The organism is Candidatus Kinetoplastibacterium crithidii (ex Angomonas deanei ATCC 30255), from assembly GCF_000319225.1.
In the GTDB taxonomy this organism is placed as follows: Bacteria; Pseudomonadota; Gammaproteobacteria; order Burkholderiales; family Burkholderiaceae_B; genus Kinetoplastidibacterium; species Kinetoplastidibacterium crithidii_B.
The window spans coordinates 779,414-803,364 of the sequence record NC_019815.1 but is presented as its reverse complement, the minus strand read 5'-3'; the positions used below and the strand labels follow the sequence as shown (position 1 = coordinate 803,364).

At 32.5% G+C, this 23,951-nt stretch carries 18 protein-coding genes, 3 tRNA genes and 1 other RNA gene; 5 read left to right on the top strand and 17 right to left on the bottom strand.

Features of this window, described 5'->3' with window-relative positions:
• Positions 1-67: 67 nt before the first annotated feature.
• The 3 genes from dapA to CKCE_RS03795 all read right to left on the bottom strand — a co-directional run bounded on the left by dapA (position 68) and on the right by CKCE_RS03795 (position 1,294).
• On the bottom strand, positions 68-964 hold the full coding sequence (gene dapA, locus CKCE_RS03805) for a 4-hydroxy-tetrahydrodipicolinate synthase (RefSeq protein WP_041572104.1): 897 nt from the start codon (positions 962-964) through the stop codon (positions 68-70).
• A 32-nt stretch (positions 965-996) separates the two neighbouring features.
• A tRNA-His gene (locus CKCE_RS03800) sits at positions 997-1,072 on the bottom strand.
• Between the two features lie 145 nt (positions 1,073-1,217).
• A tRNA-Arg gene (locus CKCE_RS03795) sits at positions 1,218-1,294 on the bottom strand.
• A gap of 135 nt (positions 1,295-1,429) precedes the next feature.
• Between CKCE_RS03795 and rfbB the strand changes: the two genes are divergently transcribed.
• The 3 genes from rfbB to rfbC are packed head-to-tail and all read left to right on the top strand — an operon-like array spanning position 1,430 to position 3,867.
• Entirely contained in the window at positions 1,430-2,437 is a 1,008-nt protein-coding gene (rfbB, locus tag CKCE_RS03790) for a dTDP-glucose 4,6-dehydratase (protein ID WP_015238990.1), read from the top strand.
• A 3-nt stretch (positions 2,438-2,440) separates the two neighbouring features.
• Positions 2,441-3,331, top strand: coding sequence for a dTDP-4-dehydrorhamnose reductase (gene rfbD / locus CKCE_RS03785; RefSeq protein ID WP_015238989.1), 891 nt, complete (start codon positions 2,441-2,443; stop codon positions 3,329-3,331).
• Entirely contained in the window at positions 3,328-3,867 is a 540-nt protein-coding gene (gene rfbC, locus CKCE_RS03780) for a dTDP-4-dehydrorhamnose 3,5-epimerase (protein WP_015238988.1), read from the top strand. Before rfbD ends, rfbC begins: the two co-directional genes overlap by 4 nt.
• Positions 3,868-3,873: 6 nt before the next feature.
• Here the strand turns inward: rfbC and CKCE_RS03775 are convergent.
• The 6 genes from CKCE_RS03775 to CKCE_RS03750 all read right to left on the bottom strand — a co-directional run bounded on the left by CKCE_RS03775 (position 3,874) and on the right by CKCE_RS03750 (position 11,141).
• Positions 3,874-3,950 (bottom strand) — tRNA-Pro (locus CKCE_RS03775).
• Positions 3,951-4,024: 74 nt separating this feature from the next.
• Complete coding sequence (ppk1, locus tag CKCE_RS03770; RefSeq protein ID WP_015238987.1) at positions 4,025-6,103, bottom strand: polyphosphate kinase 1; 2,079 nt, start codon at positions 6,101-6,103, stop codon at positions 4,025-4,027.
• Between the two features lie 125 nt (positions 6,104-6,228).
• A complete protein-coding gene (gene glmM, locus CKCE_RS03765) occupies positions 6,229-7,569 on the bottom strand; it encodes a phosphoglucosamine mutase (RefSeq protein ID WP_015238986.1) in 1,341 nt (446 codons plus the stop codon).
• A gap of 3 nt (positions 7,570-7,572) precedes the next feature.
• A complete protein-coding gene (gene folP / locus CKCE_RS03760; protein ID WP_015238985.1) occupies positions 7,573-8,415 on the bottom strand; it encodes a dihydropteroate synthase in 843 nt (280 codons plus the stop codon).
• Positions 8,416-8,451: 36 nt separating this feature from the next.
• Entirely contained in the window at positions 8,452-10,299 is a 1,848-nt protein-coding gene (ftsH, locus tag CKCE_RS03755) for an ATP-dependent zinc metalloprotease FtsH (RefSeq protein ID WP_148283280.1), read from the bottom strand.
• A gap of 206 nt (positions 10,300-10,505) precedes the next feature.
• A complete protein-coding gene (locus CKCE_RS03750; RefSeq protein WP_015238983.1) occupies positions 10,506-11,141 on the bottom strand; it encodes an RlmE family RNA methyltransferase in 636 nt (211 codons plus the stop codon).
• A 22-nt stretch (positions 11,142-11,163) separates the two neighbouring features.
• Between CKCE_RS03750 and CKCE_RS03745 the strand changes: the two genes are divergently transcribed.
• Positions 11,164-11,466, top strand: coding sequence for a YhbY family RNA-binding protein (locus CKCE_RS03745; protein WP_015389059.1), 303 nt, complete (start codon positions 11,164-11,166; stop codon positions 11,464-11,466).
• Between the two features lie 63 nt (positions 11,467-11,529).
• On the opposite strand, the gene greA is transcribed toward CKCE_RS03745, so the two are convergent.
• The 3 genes from greA to carA all read right to left on the bottom strand — a co-directional run bounded on the left by greA (position 11,530) and on the right by carA (position 16,564).
• Entirely contained in the window at positions 11,530-12,006 is a 477-nt protein-coding gene (gene greA, locus CKCE_RS03740; RefSeq protein ID WP_015238982.1) for a transcription elongation factor GreA, read from the bottom strand.
• Positions 12,007-12,162: 156 nt separating this feature from the next.
• Entirely contained in the window at positions 12,163-15,402 is a 3,240-nt protein-coding gene (carB, locus tag CKCE_RS03735; protein ID WP_015238981.1) for a carbamoyl-phosphate synthase large subunit, read from the bottom strand.
• Between the two features lie 10 nt (positions 15,403-15,412).
• Positions 15,413-16,564 carry a glutamine-hydrolyzing carbamoyl-phosphate synthase small subunit gene (carA, locus tag CKCE_RS03730; RefSeq protein WP_015238980.1) on the bottom strand — a complete coding sequence of 384 codons (1,152 nt, stop codon included), beginning with the start codon at positions 16,562-16,564 and terminating at the stop codon, positions 15,413-15,415.
• Between the two features lie 144 nt (positions 16,565-16,708).
• Here carA and tal point away from each other — a divergent pair, with 144 nt between their 5' ends.
• On the top strand, positions 16,709-17,662 hold the full coding sequence (tal, locus tag CKCE_RS03725; protein ID WP_015238979.1) for a transaldolase: 954 nt from the start codon (positions 16,709-16,711) through the stop codon (positions 17,660-17,662).
• Between the two features lie 8 nt (positions 17,663-17,670).
• Here tal and recR read toward each other — a convergent pair whose 3' ends face one another.
• The 5 genes from recR to CKCE_RS03705 all read right to left on the bottom strand — a co-directional run bounded on the left by recR (position 17,671) and on the right by CKCE_RS03705 (position 23,950).
• The gene (gene recR, locus CKCE_RS03720; protein WP_015238978.1) at positions 17,671-18,285 is read right to left on the bottom strand and encodes a recombination mediator RecR; all 615 of its coding nucleotides are present in this window, start codon (positions 18,283-18,285) and stop codon (positions 17,671-17,673) included.
• Between the two features lie 46 nt (positions 18,286-18,331).
• Complete coding sequence (locus CKCE_RS03715) at positions 18,332-18,658, bottom strand: YbaB/EbfC family nucleoid-associated protein (protein ID WP_192810998.1); 327 nt, start codon at positions 18,656-18,658, stop codon at positions 18,332-18,334.
• Positions 18,659-18,704: 46 nt separating this feature from the next.
• A complete protein-coding gene (dnaX, locus tag CKCE_RS03710) occupies positions 18,705-20,378 on the bottom strand; it encodes a DNA polymerase III subunit gamma/tau (RefSeq protein ID WP_015238976.1) in 1,674 nt (557 codons plus the stop codon).
• Positions 20,379-20,419: 41 nt separating this feature from the next.
• Positions 20,420-20,505, bottom strand: an RNA gene (ffs, locus tag CKCE_RS03965) — signal recognition particle sRNA small type.
• A gap of 85 nt (positions 20,506-20,590) precedes the next feature.
• A complete protein-coding gene (locus CKCE_RS03705) occupies positions 20,591-23,950 on the bottom strand; it encodes a UvrD-helicase domain-containing protein (RefSeq protein ID WP_015238975.1) in 3,360 nt (1,119 codons plus the stop codon).
• Between the last annotated feature and the right edge of the window lies 1 nt (position 23,951).

The following is a 23,951-nucleotide window of genomic DNA, read 5'->3' as shown; positions in this document are numbered from 1 at the left end:
AACTTATGATTATCAATATCATAAGTTTTTTTAATAACTACTACTGATTTAATAAGATGTTTTCTTACTAAAGAATACCAGCTACCTTCATTGCCTTTCTAACAAAAGCATGATTAGTCTCACTCAAAGAAACCAAAGGCAAACGATACCCTAAAGGTGTAAGACCTAACTCACTCAAAGCCCACTTAACAGGTATAGGATTAGCCTCAACAAACAAAGCTTTATTCAGCAAAGATAATTTCATATTAAGTTGGCGCACCATAGGAACATCTCCAATTTTCGCAGCCTCACATAAATCATGCACAAGTCTAGGTGCAATATTAGCTGTAACCGAAATATTTCCAGCAGCTCCCAACATAATAAATGCCGCTGCAGTAGGATCATCTCCACTAAAAACTTGAAAACTATTAGGAACTTCTCTTAACAAGAGTACTCCTCTAGCTATATCACCAGTTGCATCTTTTAATCCAATAATACCTGGTATTTCAGATAGTCTAACAACAGTCTCATTGCTAATATCAGCTACAGTTCTTCCTGGCACATTATATAAAATAATAGGCAAATCGACAGACTCTGCAATCATTTTAAAATGCTTATATATTCCTTCTTGAGAAGGCTTATTGTAATAAGGAACAACCGATAAACCTGCATGAGCACCAACTCTTTTGGCATGCTCTGTTAAATAAATAGCTTCGCTTGTAGAATTAGCACCGACTCCAGCAATCACCGGTATACGACCATTAGAATGCTCTACAGCAACTTTAATTAATTCAGCATGTTCATCAAAAGACACAGAAGGAGACTCTCCAGTTGTGCCTACCACAACCATAGCATCAGTACCTTCAGATATATGCCAGTCAATCAAAGAACGGTACGAATCAAAATCGCAGGTGCCATCAGGCAACATAGGAGTAACTAAAGCTACAATACTACCACTAAAAATAGGATTTACATGGCTTGCCATCATCAAAGGCTCCGAAATTTTCTAATACAAATTGGGGTGGTCGATGGGGCTCGAACCCACGACAACCGGAATCACAATCCGGGACTCTACCAACTGAGCTACGACCACCTCTGCATCAAGAATAAAATATTAGCATATTCCAACTTGAATAAAACAATAGATAGCAAAAATACCACTTATCAGAATTAAAAATACTGGCTAAAAAATTACAAAAAGTCTATTCCTACAACTAATTTATAATTATAATAAAATATGGCGCGGTAGGAGGGATTCGAACCCCCGACCCCGGGCTTAGAAGGCTCGTGCTCTATCCTACTGAGCTACTACCGCCAATCTTTTAATGCCTATACATAAATATTAAATCTGACAAAACATTAGAATTCTAACAAAATAAAAATCTAAAAGATAGTGTTGCAGGAATAAATTATTTAATTTACTTTTAAAAATATATAAATTTATCAACATATGACTATATTAATTACAGGAGGAGCCGGATTTATAGGATCTAATTTTATAAAAATCTGGAATAATACTTCCGAAAATCGAAAAATAATAAATCTAGATAAGTTAAGTTATTCATCAAATATAAAAAATATTCCTATAGAAATTAAAAACTATAAATTTATCAAAGGCAATATTGGCAATGTTAATCTTGTAAAAAACATACTACACAAGTATCAGCCAGATTTAATCATAAATTTTGCAGCAGAAACACATGTAGATACATCAATTTCAAATCCAAAAATATTCGCTCAAAATAATATAATGGATTTTCTTAACTTCATCGAAACTTGTAAATACTATTGGGCAAACATTAACCAAGATAAGAAAGAAAAATTTAAATTTATACAAATATCTACAGATGAGATTTATGGATCATTAAAAAAAAATGAAAAACCTTTTGCAGAAAACAGCCCATACAAAACAAACAATCCATATTCAGCCAGTAAAGCATCAGCTAATCATATAGCACAATCTTTTTTTCAAACATATGGATTCCCAGTAATAATAACTATTAGCACAAATAATTATGGGCCACACCAACATACAGAAAAGTTTATACCAAAAATAATTACATCTGCGCTACATAATACTATTATACCGATATATGGTGATGGCCAACAAATCAGAGACTGGCTATATGTAACAGACCATTGCAATGCACTAATCAAAATAATCAAATATGGCATACCAGGAGAAAGCTATAACATTGGAGCTAATAATGAAATAAACAACCTAGAACTTGCTATCCTGTTATGCGAAATCCTAGATAAAACTTATCCTAAGAAAAATTACGAGACTTATAAAATAAATATTAAATTTATAAATGATCGTCCAGGACATGATACAAGATACTCTATTGACTCAACAAAAATTCAAACAATAATGAAATGGAAACCTATAGAAGAAATAACATCTGGACTGCATAAAACTGTAAATTGGTACTTAAAAAAATTAAAACTATTTAAATAATATATGAAAATTATACTTATTGGCAGCAAAGGACAACTCGGAGCAGAATTATATACAAAATTTATAAAAATAGATAATATAGAATTAATTTGCTGGGATAGAAATGATATAGATTTCATATATACAGAAGCTATTTATTATAAACTTCTAACAATATATCCAGATATAGTGATAAATGCAGTGGCATATACAGATGTAGAAAAAGCAGAACATAATATAGAATTAACATACAAAATAAACTATGAGTCTATAAAAAGCATAGTTCGATACATAAAAGATACGAAATCCTTGCTAGTTCATTTTTCTAGCGACTACGTTTTTGACGGTAAAAACAGTAAAAGATATAAAGAGTCTGATTATACCAACCCTTTAAATATATATGGACATTCAAAGCTAGCAGCTGATTTATATATCCTTAATAGTTCTTGTAATTCATTAATATTTAGAACAAGTTGGATTTTTTCAGCAAAAAGTAGAAATTTCCTAAAAAAAATTTTAGAGTTATCTAAGATCAAAGAAACTATAAATGTAGTAGACGATCAATATGGATCACCATTATCTGCAAAAGCAATAGCAGAAATAACTGTAAATGCAATAATGAAGTTATATAAAAAAAATGGAGTAGACATTTACAATGTAAGCATTAATAATATTATTACTAGGTATGATTTAGCCTCTCTTTTCTTAAAAAAAATAAGAAAAAAATCATTTAACATAAAATGTAATAAAATAATATCAATAAAAAGCGAATTTTATAATGGAGCCATTAGACCAAAATACTCTTGTTTATTAGGAAATAAAAAAATTAATAAATTATCCAGCAACTTACCTGTATTTAATACTTGTCTGGATGAAACTATTGAGGAAATAGTTTCATCCAGTGAAAAAATATGATTACTAAACCATTAACCATACAAAATTTATTAATTATAAAACCAAAAATTTTCAGAGATACAAGAGGATCTTTTTTTGAAAGTTTTAATTCCTTAAAGTTTCAAAAACTTGTAATGAAAGACTATCCTTTTGTTCAAGATAATTGCTCAATATCAAAACATAATGTCTTACGAGGATTACACTTTCAAACAATAAAACCACAAGCTAAACTTATTCAAGTACTATATGGCAAAATTTTTGATGTTGTCGTAGATTTGAGATATGGGTCTTCAACATTTGGAAAATGGGAAAGCATTATATTGAAATCATCAAATAGAGAACAACTATGGATACCAGAAGGATTTGCTCATGGGTTTTTAGTTTTATCTAAAAAAGCTATAGTATTATACAAAACAACTCAATTCTATCAACCAAATCTGGAAAGATGTATTGTATGGAATGATGAGACGCTAAAAATTAACTGGCCAATCAAAGATCATCCTATTGTTTCAGAAAAAGACAGAAAAGGCCAAAAATTTAAGGATTTCATAAATTAAAAAACATGGTCGGGGCGGTGGGATTCGAACTCACGACCCTCTGCTCCCAAAGCAGATGCGCTACCAGGCTGCGCTACGCCCCGAAAATATATTCTAACTAGTGACCAATTATTACAATATTTAATAAAAATGTCAAATATTTTATAAAAAAATGGCATCATGACCTAAAAACATCCATAAGATAATTTTGAGAACTAAAGCTTAATTCATTTTGATTATTTAAGACTTTAAAATACTCACCATCATATTGCTCCCAAGCAAACTCACTCTCTTTTAATCCATAAGAAAAAGCTTCTTCGATAATCCTTTTCTTTATGCTAACATTCACAATTGGAAAAGCAACTTCTACTCTTCTGAAAAAATTCCTTTCCATCCAATCAGCAGATGATAAAAATAATTTTTCTTCCCCATCTGAATAAAAATAAAAAACTCTTGAATGCTCTAAAAATCTTCCTAAGATAGAACGAACTCTTATATTCTCAGACAAGCCTGGAATACCAGCCCTTAAGGCACAAACCCCTCTAACAATCAAATCTATTTGAACACCAGCATCACTAGCTTTATAAAGCTCTTTTATTATCTCTGGTTCCAATAAGGAATTCATTTTAGCCATTATTTTTGCTGGTCTACCTTTATTTGCTATTTCAGATTCCTTTCTTATCATCGCAATAATTCCATCATGTAGCGTAAAAGGAGAACATAAAAGATAATTCATGGGCAAACGTGATCCGAGTCCTGTTAGTTGAAAAAAAACCTTATCAACATCTTCGCATAATCTAGGATCAGATGTAATAACACCAAAGTCTGTATATGAATTCGAAGTGTGAGGATGATAATTACCTGTGCTTAAGTGAGCATACCTATTCAATAGACCTTTTTCTCTACGTAAAATCAAAGCCATTTTAGCATGTGTTTTATAAGAAACAACACCATAAACCACATGAGCTCCGACTTCTTCTAATTTAGCTGCCCAATTAATATTTGTTTGCTCATCAAATCTAGCCATTAATTCCACCACAACTGTTACTTCTTTACCCATACGAGCAGCTAATAATAAAATTTTCATCAACTCTGAATCTTCACCTGTACGATAGATAGTTTGTTTAATAGCAACGACTTCAGGGTCTAACGAGGCTGCTGTTAAAAAATCAATAACTGGCTGGAAAGATTGATATGGATGATGAAGCAAAACATCTTGTTTTTTCAAAAAATTAAATAATACATTAGGCTTGTCTTTTGCTAAGCGAAATGGAGTTGGTATAGATGGGATATATGTTTTAAATGCTAAATGCTGCAGTTCTTTAATGCTACAAATTTGAATAAGTCTAGAAATGTTAACAGGACCTTTTACTGTATACAGGTCGTATGAAGATAAAGAAAATTCTTTTTGCAAGAAAGACTTTAATAAATCAGGAGTTGACTCATCTATCTCAAGTCTTACTGCCGCCCCAAAATGTCTTTGAGATAACTCCCCTTGTAAGGCCAATCTTAAATTAGTCACTTCTTCTTCATCGACAAATAAATTACTATTTCTTGTAACACGCCATTGGTAACAACCATTGATTACCAACCCCGGAAATAACTCTCCTATAAATGCCTTCAATAAAGATGTCAACATAACATAACTATATTTATGATTAGATATAGTTATAGGCATTTTTATTAATCTTGGTAATGCTTTCGGCATTTGCACTATAGCTATAGAAGCTTGCCTACCAAATGCATCTATTCCTGATAATGAAACTATAAAATTAAGACTTTTATTATAAACCATAGGAAAAGGATGAGCAGGATCTAAACCTATTGGAGTTAATAATGGCATTACTTCGTTAATAAAAACTTCTTTCGCCCAATTTTTTTGATTTTCATTCCAATCAAAAATATACGGTATAGAAACATCATTTGACAATAATTCAGGTACAATATAATTTTGAAGAATATCGTATTGTTTATCGACTATAAAGTGAATTTCCTGCTGTATTTTAAAAAACTCTTCAAATAGTGTTACTCCATAAGTACTATCCAAATCTGGGTGTAATCGTTGCTGTTCCTTTAATGAAGCTATCCTTATTTCAAAAAACTCATCCAAATTTAGACTGACTATACAAACATATTTCAGACGTTCTAAAAGAGGATAACTTGAACTTTCTGCAAGATTAAGAACACGTGAATTAAATTTTAAGAAAGATAGATCTCTATTTAAAAATAAAGAATCTTTAGAGAAAGAATTTAGCATATATTTTTTACAAAACCATCATTGCATGAAAAATCAATTAACTTTAATATGAGTATAGCTTGTTTGACAAGCTTCAAACAATGACATTTAAAATCATTAATAATAAAATATATCTTAGAATAGCATTAAATGCAGGATATGATTTTGGAAATACTTTCTTCCACCAAAACCATTTGTTCAGCCTCTACCATGACACGCAAAACTGGTTCTGTTCCAGATTTTCTTATAAGAATTCTACCTCTTCCATCTAATTCTTTCTTAACAACTTCAAAAATAGATTTCAAAGAATTATTGTCTTCCCAACTAAGTGTAGTATCCCACGGAATATTAATAATTTTTTGTGAATACATATGCAAATCAGATAATATACTTGATAGATTTTCCTGTGATCTTACTATAGCAGCCAACACTTGCAATGCTGCTATTATCCCATCTCCAGTAGTATGATAATCTAAACAAACTATATGGCCAGAATTCTCTCCACCATATAACCATCCTCTCTTATTCAACTGCTCAGTAACACTACGATCACCAACATTTGCTCTATCAAAACCAATTCCTAATTTCCTCATCTGCAATTCAAAACCATAGTTGGTCATACAAGTTCCAACCACACCTTCTACTCTATTAAAAAGCAAACGATCTTTGATTATTACATACAACAGTTCATCTCCAGCAAATTCAGTTCCTTTTGAGTCCAATATCTTTACCCTGTCTGAATCACCATCTAAAGCTATTCCTAAATCTGCCTTATTTTTTACTACTGTATCTGATAAAAGTTCTGTAGATAAAGAGCCTACTCCATCATTTATATTAAAACCATCAGGATCAACTCCTATTGAATAGACTTCTGCACCAAGATTTTTAAATACAGTTGGTGCTATCTTATAAGCAGAACCATTTGCTGCATCAACAACAATCCTCAATCCTCTAAGACTCAGATTATCAGGAAAACTATCTTGGCAAAATCTGATGTATTGGTTTACAGAAGTTTTTAGAAGCCTCGACTGGCCAAATTTATTAGCATAACTAATATCTAGTTTGCATTCGTCTATTCTGCGTTCTATTTCTATTTCTACTTCTTCAGAAAGTTTAAACCCATCATGGGAAAAAAATTTAAACCCATTATAATGATATGGATTATGAGAAGCACTAACAACAACTCCAGCTAAAACATTTAAAGACTTTACAAGAAAAGATGCAGAAGAAGTAGGCATAGGATATGAATCAGCTATAAAAACATCTACACCTGAAGCTAAAAAACCAGTTTGTATCGCAGATTCTAACATGCTACTAGAAGATCTAGTATCTCTAGTAATAATAACCGCTTTATTACAATTGTTATACCTATCAGCAAAAACGAGGCCGGCTGCAAAGCCTAGTCTAAAGGCAAATTCAATATTTATCAATGAACCACCTACTAGACCTCTAATACCATCTGTACCAAAATATTTATTTTTATACATAAATCAAGAACTCTGATTTATAGCCTGCCAGACTTTTATAGATTCTCTAGTCGCAGCAACATCATGGACTCTTACAAAATTAGCACCATGAGAAATAGATGCTAACATAGCAGATATACTACCAAATAAACGATCTGATGGATCATGCCCTATAATACTACCGATAAATGATTTTCTCGACAAACCCACCAAAATAGGCAAGCTATTATAACGAAAGGCCTCTAGTTTTTTTATCAGAGTAAGATTTTGATAAAAAGTCTTCCCAAACCCTATGCCTGGATCTAATATTACTCTATCCAAACTTATTTTTTTACTAATAAATTCATTAATAATTCTACTAAAAAAATTATAAACATTACTAACGATATCAACATCGAGAATATTATCTTGCATATTAAAAGGATCCCCTTTCATATGCATTACACAAAGAGCACAATTATAAGAAGAGACTACATCTATAGCCTTTGATGAACAAAAACCATATACGTCATTTATTAAATCAACACCTTCATCAAGAACAACTTGCATTACTTCCGGTTTATAAGTGTCTATAGATAAAGGAATATCATATTTCAACAAGCATCTAATTACAGGTAACAAACGCTTCAATTCTTCATCTTTCGGAACCGGCAAAGAACCAGGTCTTGTGGACTCGGCTCCTATATCTATTATATCCACCCCTTCATTAATCATCTTTTCAGCATGAGATATAGCATTCTTGTATGAGTAATATTTCCCAGCATCTGAAAAAGAATCAGGAGTAACATTTAAGATGCCCATAACAACAGGATTTGAATAATCAATCACAAAACGCCCACACCTAATTTTTTTACTACCAAAACTCATAAGAATAAACCAAAAACTATGGGTTAAATACAAATATCAAGAACTATATTTACTAGAATCAATAAATACAATCTTGCCATTATCATCCTTGGTTATCTTTCTAGAAACAATTGCATCAATCTGATCTGCATTAATTGTTTCTATATCCAATAAGGCTAAAGCCATATTTTCAACAACGTCATGATTGGACTCTATAATATTTCTTGCAATATTGTACTGTTCATCTATAATTTTTCTAATTTCATTATCAACTTTTTGCATGGTAGCTTCTGAAACATGTACTGTCTTAGTCACACTACGACCTAAAAAGACCTCATTCTCATTATCAGCATATATCATTGGGCCTAATTCTTTAGACATTCCATATCTAGTAACAATATCCCTAGCAATGGAAGTAGCTCTCTCAAAATCATTAGAGGCTCCTGTAGTCATTTGATTCATAAATATCTCCTCAGCAATACGACCACCAAATAACACTGAAATCATATTCAATAACCGATTTTTATCCATGCTATAACGATCATGTTCTGGCAATTGCATAGTTACTCCTAAAGCTAAACCTCTAGGAATGATTGTGACTTTATGAACAGGATCTGTTTTTGGTAAAAATTTTGCTACAACAGCATGACCAGATTCATGATAAGCAGTATTGCGACGTTCCTCTTCTGGCATGACAATAGACCTTCTTTCTGAACCCATTATGATTTTATCTTTAGCTTTTTCAAAATCCAACATTTCTACTTTTTTTGCATTTCTTCTAGCTGCAAATAAAGCTGCCTCATTAACTAAATTAGCTAAATCAGCACCAGAAAAACCTGGGGTTCCACGAGCTATAATAGAAGAATCAACATCTTCAGATAAAGGAACTTGTTTCATATGAACATTTAATATTTGTTCTCTGCCTCTAATATCAGGCAAAGGAACAACTACTTGCCTATCAAAACGACCTGGTCTAAGTAACGCTGGATCTAAAACATCAGGTCTATTAGTTGCCGCCACAACCACAACACCTTGACCTGTTTCAAATCCATCCATTTCAACCAGCATTTGATTAAGAGTTTGCTCTCTTTCATCATTACCACCACCTACACCTGCACCTCGCTGTCTACCAACTGCATCTATTTCATCAATAAAAATTATACATGGAGCATGTTTTTTTGCGTTTTCAAACATATCTCTTACACGAGAAGCACCAACGCCAACAAACATTTCGACAAAGTCAGATCCAGAAATGCTAAAAAAAGGAACTTTGGCTTCCCCTGCTATCGCTCTAGCTAATAATGTTTTTCCAGTTCCAGGAGAACCAACCATCAGCACACCTTTAGGTATACGACCACCTAAAACTTGGAATTTAGTTGGCTCTTTCAAAAAGTCGACTAATTCCTGAACTTCTTCCTTTGCTTCATCACATCCAGCTACATCAGCAAATGTAGTATTATTATTAGAATCATCTAACATTTTCGCTCTAGACTTACCAAAACTAAAAGCTCCACCTTTACCTCCACCTTGCATTTGTCTCATAAAGAATACCCATATACCTATCAATAAAAGCATAGGAAACCATGAAACAAAAACGCTTACTAAAAATGAAGGCTCTTCTCTAGGCTTAGCAATAACCTGTACATTGTTTTTCAATAAGTCAGAAACCATCCATAAATCTCCAGGAGATACTACAGAATAGATTCGCCCATTGTCGGACAATACACGCAAAACATCACCTTGTACTTCGACTTTTTTAATATGTCCTGAACGAACATCATCCATAAAATGAGTATAGGTATAGTTCTCTTGAAACCTACTACGTCCGTCAAAATGTTTAAATACAGTAAAAAGCACTAGGGCTATTCCTATCCATACTGTAACTTTTGAAAAAGAACTATTCAAAGTAGAACTCCTGCTTACAATTACAAAATTAGCTACATTAGACCCTTTGGAGGGAGTCAACATAAAATAAAAATTCTGATTCTAAAAATAGAATAAGAAACAAACATATAGAGATATATTATACTAGTTATAATTATATCATTCAAAACATATAGGAATAATTGTTTTAATCAAAAATTAATATTTTTTTAAAACCATCAATATGCTTACTTGAGATTTTGTGCTATTAAAAAAGTCTCTGATGACCTGTCACGAGAAGCTTTAGGCTTAAACTCGACAACTTTTTTAAAAAATTTCTTGTATAAGTGTACAATTTGCGAAAAACCAGCGCCATGAAAAGCTTTGACTATCATAACACCATTGCTTTTTAAATTATCTACAGAGAAACTCATAGCCAACTCACAAACATCTTGAACTCTTGCACTATCTGCACTAGCAATACCTGTTAAATTGGGGGCCATATCAGAAATTACAATATCTACTAGTTGATTATACAAAGTATTTTTTAATATTTCTTGTATTTCTACATCTCTAAAATCTCCTTGTATAAAATCAACACCAGAAATTGGTTCCATCGATAATATATCTAATGCAATAATCCTTCCATTTATGTTACCATTTGGTAGAATCATCTTGTTGCGCATTACCTGAGACCAACTACCTGGAGAAGAACCTAGATCTACTACTATTTTATTGCTTGCAAAATTTATTTTGAGTGTCTCTATTATCTCAATTAGCTTGAAGGCTGAACGTGCTCTATAATCAAACTTTTGTGCAAGCTTTACATAAGGATCTGCAATATGTTCTTTTACCCATTTCTTAGATGATTTATATTTTGACATTATTATAAGACCTCAAACATATATGAATAAAAATTCCATTCACAACAAACGCACCAAACTAAATAATCTTGCACATAAATTAAAGCCTACAGTAACAGTAGGATATAAAGGAATTACGCAAGAAGTCCTGAAAGAAATTAACTTTACAATCAAAGCGCACGAACTTATAAAATTAAAAATCCATGGAAAAGAAAAATCAGATCGGCTACAAATTATAGAAACCATATGCAAAGATATTAAATGCCAACTAATTCAACAGATAGGAAAGACTTGTGTTATTTACAAAGAAAGAGAAGATAACTTAACAGAACAATCCTACCTATAAAACATGGCAAAAGAATTTTTCTAAAAACTGGAATTATCCTTTTGCCTCAAAATAGATTTAAATCTAGACATAATTGATTTCTATAATCTCATACTCATAATTTCCAGATGGAGCTTTTACGTCTATTATGTCTCCTTCTTCTTTACCTATCATTGCTCTAGCCATCGGGCTGGAAATAGATATCAAATTTAATTTAATATCAGCTTCAGCATCTCCAACTATTTGATAGGAATGTCTTTGACGAGAAGCTATATCTTCGATGCAAACAGTAGCTCCGAAAACCACCCTCCCTTCTGATGCAATGCTTGTAGGATCAATGATTTGAGCATTCGAAAGAATTGATTCTAAATTGGAAATACGGCTTTCAATAAAACCTTGACGCTCACGAGCTGCATCATATTCTGCATTTTCTGAAAGATCTCCATGTGAACGTGCTTCAGCTATTGCGTTAATTACTAATGGTCTTTCCTCTGTCTTCAATTGATGTAATTCTTTACGCAAAGATTCTGCTCCTTTAACTGTAAGAGGAATCGTAGACATAATATGTTTTCCTATAAAGTTATTAACTTATGAACATAAATCATAAATACAAAACCCCGACTCATATAAGAATCGGGGTTTCAACCTGCTATTATCTACAATTTTAAATATTATTGCAATAAATTGTTTACAATAGACTTTTATAAACCAATATAGTTATTTTCGTAAAGAAGCATGTAATTCTTGTAAAGAATAAACCTGCATTCCTGAAGAACCTCTTAGATAATGCATACCCTGAACAGCAGCACGAGCCCCAGAGACCGTTGTAAAACAGGTAACTCGATTAGCTAAAGACTGAACACGAATCATTCTAGAATCAACAATAGCATTTCTCCTTTCTTCTACTGTATTAATAACCAAGGAGATCTCACCATTTCTAATCATATCTACAATATGAGGACGACCCTCATTAACCTTATTTACGATTTTAACAGGAAGACCTGCATCAATTATTTTTTGAGCTGTACCTTTGGAAGCAACGAGTTGAAAACCAAGTTCATATAAACCTTTAGCAATCTCAACAACTATATTCTTATCCTGATCTCTAACGCTGATAAAGGCAGTGCCAGAATTAGGCAATTTTACTCCAGCACCTAATTGAGCTTTTACATAAGCCTCACCAAATGTTTTGCCAACACCCATAACTTCACCTGTTGACTTCATCTCAGGACCAAGAATTGTATCCACTCCTGGAAACTTAACAAATGGAAAAACAGCTTCCTTTACAGAAAAATAATCAGGACTAATTTCATTTAATACATTCTGTTCCAATAAACTCTTACCAACTTTGATTCTAGCAGCCACCTTAGCTAATTGTAATCCAGTAGACTTTGATACATATGGAACTGTACGAGATGCTCTAGGATTTACTTCTAAGACATATACATCGCCATCTTGTACTGCAAACTGAATATTCATCAATCCTTTAACATTTAAGGATTTAGCTATTAATCCAGTTTGAGATTTTATTTCAGAAATAATCTCCTCTGAAAGAGAATAAGGAGGCAAACTACATGCAGAGTCCCCAGAATGAACACCTGCTTGTTCTATATGCTCCATTACGCCAGCTATAAAAAAATTAGACCCATCTGCTAAACAATCTACATCTACTTCAGTAGCATGATTTAAAAACCTATCTAATAATACTGGAGAGTCATTACTGACTTTTACTGCATCTCTCATATATCTTTCAAGATCATTTTGCTCATGAACAATTTCCATAGCTCTTCCTCCCAAAACATAACTAGGACGAACAACTAACGGATAACCTATTTCCACAGCTAAAGTTAGAGCCTCAGATTCAGTTCTAGCTGTACGATTTGGAGGTTGCCTTAAGTTGATTTTATTCAACAATTTTTGAAATCTTTCCCTATCTTCTGCTATGTCGATAGACTCTGGACTTGTACCAATAATTGGAACGCCATTAGCTTCTAAAGCTTTCGCTAATTTCAATGGAGTTTGTCCACCATAATGAACTATTACACCAATAGGATTTTCTTTATTAACAATTTCTAGCACATTTTCTAATGTTAAAGGCTCGAAATATAACCTGTCAGAAATATCATAATCAGTAGAAACAGTTTCAGGGTTACAATTGATCATTATTGTTTCATAACCATCTTCTCGTAAAGCAAGAGAAGCATGTACGCAACAATAATCAAATTCAATACCCTGACCTATTCTATTAGGACCACCGCCTAAAATGATAACTTTTTGTTTATCAGCTGAAGGTTTAGACTCACATTCATCCTCATATGTAGAATACATGTAAGCAGTATTTGTAGAAAATTCAGAAGCACATGTATCAACTCTTTTGTAAACAGGAATAATTCCTAATTCATAACGTAATTTTCTTATTTCATATTCAGACGAATCTAATAAGTAACCTATGCGAGAATCAGAAAAACCTCTCCTTTTTAGTTCAAATAAAGTTTTATAATCTAAATCAGCCAAATTATAATTTTCTAATGACAGCTCTATATCTACTATTTCTTTTATTTGATCTAAAAACCATGGGTCTATCTTCGTGATGTTATGTACTTCATCTACTGTCCATTTTTGAGCAAAAGCATCAGCAACATACCATATTCTTTCAGGACCAGGTTCTCCAAGTTCTACTTGCAATGTTTCACAATCGACTGTTTTCTGATTTAGTCCATCTACACCAACCTCTAAACCTCTAAGAGCTTTTTGGAATGATTCTTGAAAAGTTCTACCAATAGCCATAACCTCACCAACTGACTTCATCTGTGTTGTCAATCTGGAATTAGCTGTTGGGAATTTTTCAAAAGCAAATCTTGGAACCTTTGTTACAACATAATCAATAGAAGGTTCGAACGAAGCTGGAGTTAAACCACCAGTTATATCATTTTTCAACTCATCAAGAGTATACCCAACAGCTAACAAGGCTGCTACTTTAGCTATTGGAAAACCAGTAGCCTTCGAAGCCAAAGCAGAGGATCTTGAAACTCGAGGATTCATTTCTATAACAACCATGCGTCCATTCTTAGGATTTACAGCGAATTGAACGTTAGATCCACCTGTATCCACTCCTATTTCACGCAAAACAGCAATAGAAGCACTCCTCATAATTTGGTATTCTTTGTCTGTCAATGTTTGCGCAGGAGCAACTGTAATAGAATCACCAGTATGGACACCCATTGGATCTAAATTTTCTATGGAACATATTATTATGCAATTATCAACCTTATCACGAATTACTTCCATTTCAAATTCTTTCCAACCAAGCAAAGATTCTTCTATTAAAAGTTCATTCGTAGGTGAGGCTTCTAAGCCTCTAAGACAAATATCTTCAAATTCTTCTGCATTATAAGCAATACCGCCTCCTGAACCTCCCATTGTAAAACTAGGACGTATTACAACAGGAAAAGCAGAAATACCTGATGAGGCAATATTACGTTGAACATCCCAAGCCTCTTCCATACTATGAGCCATACCTGATTTAGCAGATTCTAACCCTATATTTGTCATGGCTTGCTTAAATTTTTGACGATCTTCAGCTTTTTCAATTGCAGCAGCATTTGCCCCAATTAACTCAACATTATATTTATCTAAAATACCATGATGTGCTAAATCTAAAGCACAATTCAATGCTGTCTGACCACCCATAGTAGGTAATAACGCATCAGGTCTTTCTTTTTCTATAATTTTCTCTAAAGCTTGAAAATTTATAGGTTCTATATAAGTTACATCAGCAGTCTCTGGATCTGTCATGATAGTGGCTGGGTTACTATTAACTAGAATAGTACGAAACCCTTCCGCTTTAAGCGCTTTACAAGCTTGCGCTCCAGAATAATCAAACTCACAAGCTTGGCCTATAACTATAGGACCAGCTCCAATAATAAGAATGCTTTTTAGGTCTTTACGCTTTGGCATTTTACAACCTTTATTTTCTTGAGGACATTAGAGTAATAAATTTATCAAATAAAATAGCAATATCTACAGGTCCGGGACTAGCCTCAGGATGACCTTGGAAACAAAATGCAGGACGATCTAGTAATTCAAAACCCTGCAAAGATCCGTCAAATAATGAAACATGAGTTACTCTAGCATTTTTTGGTAATGTATTAGCATCAACAGCAAAACCATGATTTTGACTAGTAATAAAAACCTTCTTTGACTGCATATCCTGAACAGGATGATTCGCTCCATGATGACCTGTCTTCATCTTGATAGTCTTTGCTCCTAAAGCCAATGCCATCAATTGATGACCTAAACAAATACCAAACAAAGGTATCTTTTTGTCTAGGAATACTTTGATTGACTCTATTGCATAATCACATGGCTCTGGATCACCTGGACCATTTGACAAAAATATTCCATCTGGATTCAAATTCATGACATCTGATGCACTAGTTTGTGCAGGAACAATAGTGACATCACAGCCGCGATCTACCAAAAGTCTCAATATATTGCTTTTAACTCCAAAATCATAAGCAACAATTCGAAATTTTGATTGATTAACATTAGAAAAACCTTCTCCTAACTGCCAAACACTTTCATTCCATGACTCTTTTGTTTTTCTAGAAACAGTTTTAGCCAAGTCTTGGCCTGCCATACCAGAAAAACTTTTAGCTAAATTAATAGCCTTATCAACATCATCCCCAACAAGAATACATGAACCCTGAGAACCTCTATCTCGTAAAATACGAGTTAGTTTTCTAGTATCAATATCTGAAATAGCAACAATTCCATTGTTTTTCAAATAATCAGGCAAAGACTGATTAGATCGAAAATTAGAAACCCTACTGAGACAACTACGTATTATCAAACCTGAAACATGTATTTGACTTGATTCCACATCTTCATTATTGACTCCAGTATTTCCTATGTGAGGATAAGTCAAAGTGACTATTTGTCCTGTATAGCTAGGATCTGTAAGAATCTCTTGATAACCAGTCATAGACGTATTAAAAACAACTTCTGCAACTGCATATCCAGGGGCTCCTATAGATATACCTTTAAAAACATCACCGCAAGATAAAGCCAATACTGCTGGTGAAAACTTACTTCTATATTTAAAAAGTTGAGAAAACACGATAAACCCTAGTATTTTTAGTATCGACAATCAGCTATTACTGTTGTACATTCACTTAATATTTATAAAAACAACATTTTTTTAACATCACTTTATATATTATTCTAATTTTAATTTAAAAACTACTTTTTGAAATTTATTATCATGCATAATCAACTAGAATCACTAAGAAAATACACTGTAGTTGTTGCTGACACAGGAAACTTTGAAGCAATGAAAACATTGAAACCAATTGACGCGACAACAAACCCTTCCTTAATATTAAAAGCAATACAAAAAGAAGAGTACAATCATGTGTTAACAGATACAATTAAACACTGTAAACACATGTCTTTATCCGAAATAGCTGATAATATAACGGTGTCTTTTGGAAAAGAAATACTAAAAATAATACCTGGCAGAGTATCTACAGAAGTAGACGCCAGACTATCTTTTAATACAAAAGCAACTATAGAAAAAGCTCGTTATTTGATTAATCTGTATGAAAAATCTGGCATTAAAAGAGAAAGAATTCTAATAAAAATTGCCGCAACATGGGAAGGTATTAAAGCAGCAGAAATCCTTGAATTAGAAGGCATACATTGCAATCTAACACTACTCTTCTCTTTAACACAAGCAATAGCATGTGCACAATCAAAAGTAACATTGATATCTCCTTTCGTTGGTAGAATTTATGACTGGTATAAAAACCATGCTGGATCTAATTGGGACGAAGAAAAAAATCATGGCCAAAATGATCCTGGAGTAAAATCAGTTGTAACAATTTATAACTACTATAAATCTCTAGAAATAGGTACAGAAATAATGGGAGCAAGCTTTAGAAATATCCATCAAATTTTGGCCTTGTCTGGTTGTGACCTTTTAACCATAAGTCCAGAACTTATTACAAAGTTAGAAAATACCCCAGGAAGCACTATTCCTAAGCTAACATCCAATAGTCTTATCAAACCACTTCATACTAAACACATTTCTGAAATTGAATTTAGATCAATGCTAAATGAAGATCAAATGGCCACTGAAAAACTATCAGAAGGAATCAGAATATTTATCAAAGATGTTCTTTCTCTTGAAAAAATAATTGAAAAAACTTTGCGATAAGAAAATTTTTATAAATTAGACTTACGGTCCATCAAAGCCCAAGCTATAGTTCCTGCATCGATATATTCCAATTCGCTACCTGCAGGAACTCCTCTTGCCAAACGACTAGTCTTTATGCCAAAAGGCACCAACATATCAATTAAAAACTGAGCTGTCGTTTCACCTTCAGCAGTAAATCCAGTGGCAATGATCACCTCTTCTATACCACCTTTGTTTATTCTTTCAGAAATTTTATGAAAATTTAATTCTTTTGGACCAATGCCATCCAATGGCGATATTCTGCCCATTAATACATAATACAAACCCTTATAACCATGACTTGCTTCTAAATTAATTAAATCAGATGGAGTTTCGACTATACATAACAAACTCTTATCTCTGAAAGAACTGGAACATGTAACGCATAAGTCTGTTTCAGAAAAACTATTACAACTAATACAATGTTGCAAACTACCAGTAGCTTCTGACAAAGCAATACTTAGTGAATTTGCACCTTGCAAGTCATATTGCATCAAATGGTAAGCTATTCTCCTAGCTGACCTTATACCTATTCCAGGAAGGCGTTTTAAAGCCTTAATTAGATTAATTAAAGGCTCAGGTTCACTTATTTGCTGCTCTTCCATAAATATTCCGTAAATTGGCACGATTTTTAAATGAATAAATTTTACTCTAAAATGGAAATTTCATGCCACCTGGCATTGGAAAACCAGCTGTAATAGCAGATACTTTTTCTTGTGATAATTGCTCTGCTTTACGTACAGCATCGTTAAAAGCAGCTGCCAACAAATCTTCCAACATATCTTTATCTTCAGATAATAAACTTGGATCTATTTTAATTTTCTTAACATCATATTTACAAGTCATGTTAATGCTTACTAAGCCTCCACCAGAAGACCCTTCAACTTCTATATCTGCTAAAGAATCTTGGACTTTTTTCATATTTTCTTGTACTTGCTGCGCCTGACGCATCAATCCTGCAATTTGATTTTTCATAATATACGGACCTTAAAATTGACATATTAATATTGCCATTACAAAAACGTTAATCTAACTCAGAAATAGAATCAATAAGAACGTCACCATCCAAAGTTGCAACCACTTCTTTTACAAAAGGATCATCATCAACAATTTGTTCTAGCTGTTTTTTTTTATAGAGCTGTTGTGCCTGAGAACGAGCATGCGCTGTTTTATCCCCAGTAGCGCCAACCAATATATCTAATTTGATAGTCATATCAAAATATTCACTGAGAACTGTTTGCAAACGTAATTTGTTTTCATGACTAGCCAATGTAGGAATAGAAACTCTAATTGTAAAATTATTTTCAAATACTTTTACAAATTCACTTTGTCTAGCTAACTCAAGAACAAAACCATGCAGAGATAACTTAGGAACAAGCTCTAACCAATCATTGTTAGAAAACGATACCAAGTCAAAATCTATATTTTTTTTGTCTAATTTTTTGGAATCTTTATCTTCAACAATATTAATCTCAGCAGCCTTCTTCAACAAGACTAAATCATTTTTCTGCTCATTAACAAAAATATTTTTATTAGATGAAATAGATAATTCTTGTTTAGTGCTATTATAAATCTCACTATTATTCAACTTAGGTAGTGATTCATTAATAAAATTATTATTACTAAATTGTGATGCTAAAGATAACAATCTGAAACAAATCATCAAAAAACCACTATATTGATCTGGTGATTGTGCCAGCTCTTGAGAACTATGAGTTACCACCGCATATAATAGCTGAGTCAAATCTGGAGAAATATTGTCTTTAAAAGAAATTAAATCTATATCATTAATTTCAGAATCTGAAAAATGTTGTATAATAGCAACTCTAGACAATAAAATTGCTAAATCTGATAAAAAAGTTTCATATGAAAAGCCACTATCAATTACATTGTCAGCTATATCTATTAATGACTTCACGTCATTAAGTAAAATAGATTGCAAAAGATGGATAACCTTTGCTGAATCAACCATGCCAAACATTTCTCTTAAAGCAACTATGCTTATTACTCCATCCCCATAAGATATAGCTTGATCAGTCAAAGACAATGCATCTCGCATGGAACCTTTAGCCAATCTCGCAATCATCACTAGTGATGATTCATCAAAAGATATTCTTTCGTTCGACAATATTACAGACAATTGTTTTATTAGATAATTATCTGACATCTTCCTCAAGTTAAAACACAAACAACGAGAAAGTACTGTTATTGGGATCTTATGAAGATCAGTTGTGGCAAAAATAAACTTCACATGATCTGGCGGTTCTTCTAATGTTTTCAATATAGAATTAAAGGCATGGTTAGTAAGCATGTGTACTTCGTCAACTAGAAATACTTTAAATCTACCGATGACAGGAGTATAATTAGCTTGAGAAAGGAGATTAGACATTTCCTCTACACCTCTATTAGAGGCTGCATCTAGCTCTAAATAGTCTAATGATCCCCCTGAGTCAATTCCTCTGCAAGAAGAGCATGTACCACATGGCTTTGATGTGATTCCTCTCTCACAATTTAATGATTTTGCCAATATTCTAGCCAGAGAAGTTTTCCCTACCCCTCTTATTCCTGAAAATAACCAAGCATGATGCAAACGCTGAGAATTCAGTGAGTTTACCAAAGCTTTTACAACATGATCTTGCCCTACGACCTCATCAAAAGACTTAGGTCGCCATTTCCTAGCTAAAACTAAATAACTCATTAAATACACTAACACCTAATTAAATTAAGAGAATAAGGCGGTAAAATCTTTTGCACTGAAATATCTATAGTTATGGCTGCTTTGTTCCCAATCTGACCAAGTTCACTACATCATCATGCAAAGATAATACCGCCCATCTGAATTTTAACATAATAAAGCTATCAACAAAAAAAATCATTAACTATAAAAACAGTAAGAAAAAGTAACAAGATTTAACAACATTCAATCCATATCCTAGGTAACGGGCAATATATAGCTGCATAAGATTTTCTACCGTCAAACTTATTTAATGCATCACGATACCTTGTTAACTGAGCTATATAAGCTTGTTTTATCCTATTAATAAAACTATTATATGTCTCATTTTCTTTTATATCTGATAATTTGTAATCAACAATTAACCATTTATCTCCTAGATCTATTGCAAGATCTAAGACTGAAATTATTCCTTTACTATCCACCAAAGACCATTCTCTATGTGAGTTATTATGATGTGATAATAACCATATACCTCTATCATCTGTCAGAGTATTCTCTAAAGCCCTAAATATTATACATGTATATTCATCAGCCTTAGAATACGGAATTCCATTTTTTATTAGCTGTCTGTATATAAGTTCTCTGTGAGATTTTAATTTATTAATATTCCATAAATTCACACTATCAATTCCAATGCGATTCAACCAAAAATGCATGACTGTTCCTAAAATGGATTGGTAATCGTGTTGACGGCTCCACTCCTTATGATATGCATCGTTATATTTCAAAAACAAATTTTTCCTATTTTTATCTAATATAGAAATACCTTCTGTAGAAACTCTATGTAATAATTTATTTCCTAATTTTTTTGAAGCAAGAGCATTTTGGTTTTCATCTAGAATATCATTGTTCATAATGATATTCTGAATATCCATTTTATTACATAACCTACTTAATAAACTATCTGAAACAGGAGGCATAATTTTTCCATCGTCATCTACTACAACGCTAGAGATTAAATGCAAATTTTTTTTTGATCTAGTAGCTGCAACATAAAGCAATCGATCTAACTCATATGAAGTCTTCACCTTATTACGGTATTTCAAATAACTAGACATTTTATCAAGTTCAAGATCTATTTTTGGTTTTGCTGGAGAGAATAATACACCACTTGAATTTGATTCGAATCTTATTAATGGCTCTTGATCACTTTTCATAGATTGATGCAAACCATATAATAAAACTGAATCAAACTCCAAACCTTTTGCTTTGTGGATAGTCATAATATCAACAACTGCATCTTTAGAAGCAACATTAGATGAAGCATACAAATTATTAACTTTGCGCTCCAGCTGCTCTATATCTATTTCACCATAAGGAAATGACTCATCAATCAAATCGAAAATCAGCTCTGCATCACCGGATGCATCCTTGTCGCTATAAACACTAGAGCCGCCTAAATTATTCCACAAAGACTGTATAAACAATGCTGGTGACATATTATTAAAGCAACTATAAGAAGATAGCAAATCTTTCAACCTAAACAATCGCATACAATCTAAGTTAGTTAAACCAAGCTTAAGAAAAACTGACATTTGATTTTCATCAAACAAATCAAATTCTGAATTACCAGATCCAAAAAAATTATTTAATAGGAAAGGAACCGGTGTCTTATGATCATTACCAAACAATTTATGCATATTATCTAAGGTCAAACCAAAAAAAGGAGATCTCAATATTGATAACCAAGCAAGTCTATCACCTGGATGTTTTAGAGCCCTTATAAGCTGTAGTAAATCAGATACAACTGGCTTATTAGCTAAAGGTACGATATCAACAGACCTAAATCTAATGTTATTCTGACTCATTAAAGAAGTTAGATAGTTAATGTTATTACGAGATCGTACTAAAACCGCAATAGTATGATTAATACCATAGTTATTAATCGTTTCTTGAATAATGTTTATTGCTGTCTGAGCTAACCTAGCCTCTCGATTTTCCGTACCTTGAACACAATGAAATTTAATCAAAGAATCTGGCGCATCATGAAGAGAGGTGACAGAATCAGTATAAGACACAGCTCCTAAATCCTCATCGTTTTTATTAGGAAAAATTTCTTTAAAAACTCCATTAATCCAATTAACAATTATAGGATGGGAACGAAAGTTATTTACAAGTTTTAAATGCTTTGGTTTCAAACAACCAATACCATTTTCTATAACCTGTAAAAAAAGACCAACCTCCGCTTTTCTAAAACTGTATATTGATTGCATCGGATCACCTACCAAGAATAATGTCCTTCCATCATCATTTTGCCAACCAGAAATCAATTTTTTTATAATATCGAAATGAGCCCTACTAGTGTCTTGAAACTCATCTATCAGTATATGATTAATTTTGTTATCTAGTTTTAATAAAAGATCATTCGGATAATCATCACTACCTAAAGCTATTGATGCTCTTTGTGTTATTTCTATAAAATCTACTTCGGATACATTATTAAAACGCAATATAAGATTTGCTACAGACAAAGATAAAGTTTTTAATTGAACAGTCAAATCTCTCCATTGTTTATCAGTCAAAAAAGGATCTGGAGCGTAACTAATCATTGCGAGATGAGAAACCCAAGAAGAATTTGAACCCATTGAATTTAACCAATTTATTAAAATTTCCTTGGAAGAAGAGCCTGAATCAAAACCAAGACTCTTATTAAAAGATTTAGTACTACGTAATGTTTTTTTTGCTGTTAAAAATAATGATGCAATAGCCTTCCATTTGCGTAAATCACTAATTTTATTACTAATAAGATAATCCCAATCTAGCAATGGCTCCAAAACATTATTAGGATTAATTTTATACAGATTTTTTGCTGCTATTCTTATAGGCTCCTGTATAGAACTTTGCCAATTTTCAGGTAATTCTTTCAACAACCTTGATATGTCATTCTCTATTGTCAATTTTAAATTTGATTCTATCAATTCTTTATCAAGGCCATATCTCAAAATTGGCAACCACTGGTCTCGTTTTTTAAGCATGTCTGATATGAGTCTTGTTGCAAAATTTATATCTAAATCTAGGTTTAATAATAAACTTTTTACATAATCAAATTTATCGATTAAGGCTATTGTTGATTTAGCAGCAGAATCATAATGGAACTGCATATCGCTAGAGATAACTGGTAATCCTCCCATTCTTGATAGCCAAGGCAAATTTGAAACAATTTGAGCACAGAAAGAATCAAATGTTTTTATCATTAATCTGGCTGGATGCTGCAAAATATTCCACCCAAATAAAGAGTCTCTTTTTAAGACTTCTCTAGATAATTTTAAGCTAAAAGGCTCATCATTATAAATTTCCGTATCTTTAGCGATTTGTAATCTTTCTATAATACGACGCCTCATTTCATTAGCTGCTTTACGTGTAAACGTAATAGCTACAATTTCCTCTGGAACAAGAACATTTGACAATAATGCTAAAAAACGATTTGTTAAAAGCTCTGTTTTACCTGAACCGGCAGGAGCTTGTACAATGAAAGACTCGTGAATATTTAAGGCTTCTTCCCTGATCTTAAAATCTTTTATATTTTCAGACATA